At 61.0% G+C, this 3,708-nt stretch carries 2 protein-coding genes; both read left to right on the top strand.

Features of this window, described 5'->3' with window-relative positions:
• Nucleotides 1-1,720: non-ribosomal peptide synthetase (locus PDO_RS11205; RefSeq protein WP_007601927.1), on the top strand; the 1,720-nt coding region annotated here is incomplete at its 5' end.
• On the top strand, nt 1,717-3,708 hold a 1,992-nt coding region (locus PDO_RS11200; RefSeq protein ID WP_007601926.1), incomplete at its 3' end, for a type I polyketide synthase. The genes PDO_RS11205 and PDO_RS11200, both read left to right, overlap by 4 nt.

Genomic DNA, 3,708 nt, shown 5'->3' with positions numbered 1-3,708 from the left:
GGCCTATCTGATCGACAGTGGCGTCGAGAAGGGTGACGTGGTGTGCCTGCTGGTGCCGCGGGCGCTGACGACCGTGGTTGCCAAGCTCGCCATCCTGAAGGCCGGCGCCGGTTACCTGCCTGTCGATCCGGCCTATCCGACTGACCATCTGCAATATGTGCTGGAAGAGTGCCGCCCCAAGGTCATTTTCACCGATGCGGGCCAAGGTCCAGATGTCGATGCGCTGTCGGCCACCGGTGGTCGCGTCGTCGATCTGCCGAGGTTGCTGCCGACGCTCGGCATGGGTAACGTCGAAAATCTGCCGGTCGTTCAGGGCGGAGACCTTGCCTATGTGATGTACACGTCCGGCTCAACCGGACGGCCGAAAGGGGTGGCTGTCTCGCACCGGGGCATCACAAGACTGGTGTTGGAGCAGAATTTCGTCGACTTCCGCCCAGGCGACATGGTGCTCCATGCCACCACGATTTCATTCGATGCTTCGACGGTCGATGTCTGGGGCACTCTGCTGAATGGCAGCACGCTCGTGATCGTGCCGAAGACGAGCTTCTCGCTCACGGATATCCGCGATCTCGTGCGCAAGCATGACATAACCTTCATCAATTTCACCACCGGCCTGTTCAATCTGTTTGCCGATCATGCCGACGGCGGCCTGCCGAGTTTGCGCCAGGCGATCTTCGGCGGCGAAGTTGCATCCGCCGCGCATGTGCGACGCTTCCTTGCCGCCTATCCCAACTGCATTTTGACCAATGTCTATGGCCCGACGGAAGCAGCCTGCATCGCAACGACCTACACCGTGCCGCGGGACTTCGAGGCGACTGAACTGCCGATCGGTAGGGCCATCGCCCATACCGAGGTCTTCCTGCTAGATGAGGAGATGCAGGTCGTGCCGGCGGGCACCGAAGGCCAGATCGCGATTGCCGGCGACGGCCTTGCCATCGGCTACTTCAAGCGCCCTGATCTGACCAACGAACGGTTCGTCACTATCGAGACCGGCAATGGTCCGCTGCGGTGCTATCTCACCGGCGACCTAGGTATTGCCGACGAGCACGGCCTGTTTCACTTCAGGGGCCGGCGCGATCGACAGGTCAAGATCAACGGCAAACGCATCGAGCTGGAAGAGATAGAAGCGGCACTGCGTCGGCATCCCAGGTTGCTAGAGGCCGTGGTTGAATGCCGTGAACCGGGGGGCATCAAGAGGATCATCGCCTATCTGCGGCCACGCGACCCGCAGGACCTCGGCAACTCCAATCTGGTGCCTGCGGTGATGGAACGGCTGCGCAACACATTGCCGGCCTACATGATCCCGAGCGCTGCCATGGTGCTTGCCGAGTTCCCGCTGACGCGCGCCGGCAAGATTGACCGGTCCCGGTTGCCGATGCCACCGACCGAAGGGGTGAAACCCATCGTTCCGGAAAGCCGCAGCGAGGAGGTTCTGACCCGTCTGTGGCGGGAGGCCCTGGGCCTTGAGGCCATTCCGGTCGACAGGAATTTTTTCGACCTCGGCGGCACATCGCTGCAGTTGATGCGGGTCCATGCCGGGCTTGAGGTCGAATTGGGACTGCGCTGCGAGGTTCTCGCACTTTTCAAACATCCGACGGTGCGGGAAATGGCCAGCTTCCTTGATGGCAGAACCATGAGCGCACCCCGCTCGATGACAGCCGATCAGCGTGCAGCCCTTCAACGAAAAACCATGTCGCAATTTCGGCGGAGCACTCCATGAGAGAGGACGATCGGTCCGAGCGTTACCAGTCGGGGGACGCGGACGAGGACAACGGTAGCCGACCCGATGGAATTGCAATCGTCGGCATGTCTGGCCGCTTCCCGGGGGCTTCGAATGTCGATGCGCTATGGCAGCTTGTCGAACGCGGCGGCAATGCCTTCAGGATTTTTTCCACCGACGAGATCGAGGATAGTTTTACCGACGAGGAGCGGGCCTCGCCGGATTATGTCGCGTGTCGCCCTCATCTCGAGGATGTTGACCAGTTCGACGCCGAATTCTTCGGCATGTTTGCCCGTGAGGCGGCACTGACGGATCCCCAGCACAGGTTATTCCTGGAGCTTTGCTGGGAAGCACTGGAGATTGCCGGCTACGATCCCTATCGCAACCCCGGTGTGGTCGGCGTGTTTGCCGGCTGCTCGATGCCGACCTATCTGCTCAACAATGTTATGGCGGACCGGGCTGCGGTCGAGGAAGTGACCTCCAACTACCAGATCGGTTGCTACAACCAGCTGATCGGCTCGCTCGGAGACGCACTGTCCACCCGGATCGCCTACAAGTTCAATTTGCGCGGTCCTGCTTTCACGCTGCAATCGGCATGCTCGACGTCTTTGCTTGCCGTTTCCCAGGCGTGCCAGAACCTTCTGACCTATAGCTGCGACATGGCGCTGGCCGGCGGTGTCTCGATCACCATGCCGCAAAAGCGGGGCTACATCTATCAGGAAGGGGGCATGGTATCGCGCGATGGCGTGTGCCGGCCCTTTGATGCGGATGCCTCCGGGACCGTATTCGGCAGTGGTGCCGGGGTCGTCTTGCTCAAGCGCCTCGAGGATGCGATCAATGACGGCGATCTGATCTATTCGGTGATCCGCGGTTACGGCATCAACAATGACGGATCCGACAAGATCGGCTTCACCGCTCCGAGTGCCGAAGGCCAGGCAGAGGCAATAGCGACCGCCATTGCCCGCGCCGGTATCGATCCTGCCACAATCGGTTATGTCGAATGCCACGGAACGGCGACCCCTCTCGGGGATCCGATCGAATTCTCCGGCTTGAAGGGAGCATTTGCTGAAGTCACCGGCAAAAGCGAAATCTGCGCGCTCGGTTCGCTGAAGGGCAATATCGGCCATCTGGATGCCGCAGCCGGCGTGTCGGGCCTGATCAAGGCAACAATGGCGCTGCACCGTCGCAAGATCCCGGCCATGCCCAATTTCAAGGGGCCTAATCCGCGCATCGATCTGCAGGACACACCATTCTATATTCCGACGGAGACGCGTGACTGGCCCGAGACAGAGACGCCAAGGCGGGCAGGTGTGAGTGCTTTCGGTGTCGGAGGCACGAATATTCACCTCGTCCTGGAAGAGGCGCCTGCCTCTCACCGTCAAGATGCCGTGCAAAGCAAGGGCCCGTTTATCCTGCCACTGTCCGCGAGGTCGGATGCGGCGCTGTCGGATATGCGCAGGAACCTCGCCGGCTATCTCGAAAAGAACAGCACTGTGTCGTTGTCGCAGGTTGCAAGAACGCTGCAGCAGGGGCGCCACGATTTCAAGACACGGACGGCCGTCGCGGTGACATCCGTTGCGGCCGCCGTCGAGCAGCTCCGCGCAGAAACGCTGGTGAGCGGTGTTGCGGAAGACAGGCCGCCACCGGTCGTTTTCATGTTTCCGGGGCAGGGCTCGCAATATGTCGGCATGGGCGCCGCACTTTACAACAGCGAGCCTGAATTCGCCCGCTGGATAGACCGCGGCACCGAACTGCTCAAGATGCGCTTCAACGTCGATGTGCGCGACTACATCTGCCACACCGGACCGGTGAGCGCGGCAATGGCAGCGGAACAGCGTGAAACCCGGATCGCGCAGCCTTGCCTCTATCTGGTTGAATACGCTTTGGCCCAGCTCTGGATGAGCCGCGGCCTGAAACCCGATGCGATGATCGGACACAGTGTCGGCGAATTCGTCGCGGCGACGCTTGCCAATGTCATTTCGTCGAGG

It is taken from the genome of Rhizobium sp. PDO1-076 (assembly GCF_000247475.1).
Classification (GTDB): Bacteria; Pseudomonadota; Alphaproteobacteria; order Rhizobiales; family Rhizobiaceae; genus Allorhizobium.
This window is presented reverse-complemented; position numbering and strand designations above follow the sequence as displayed.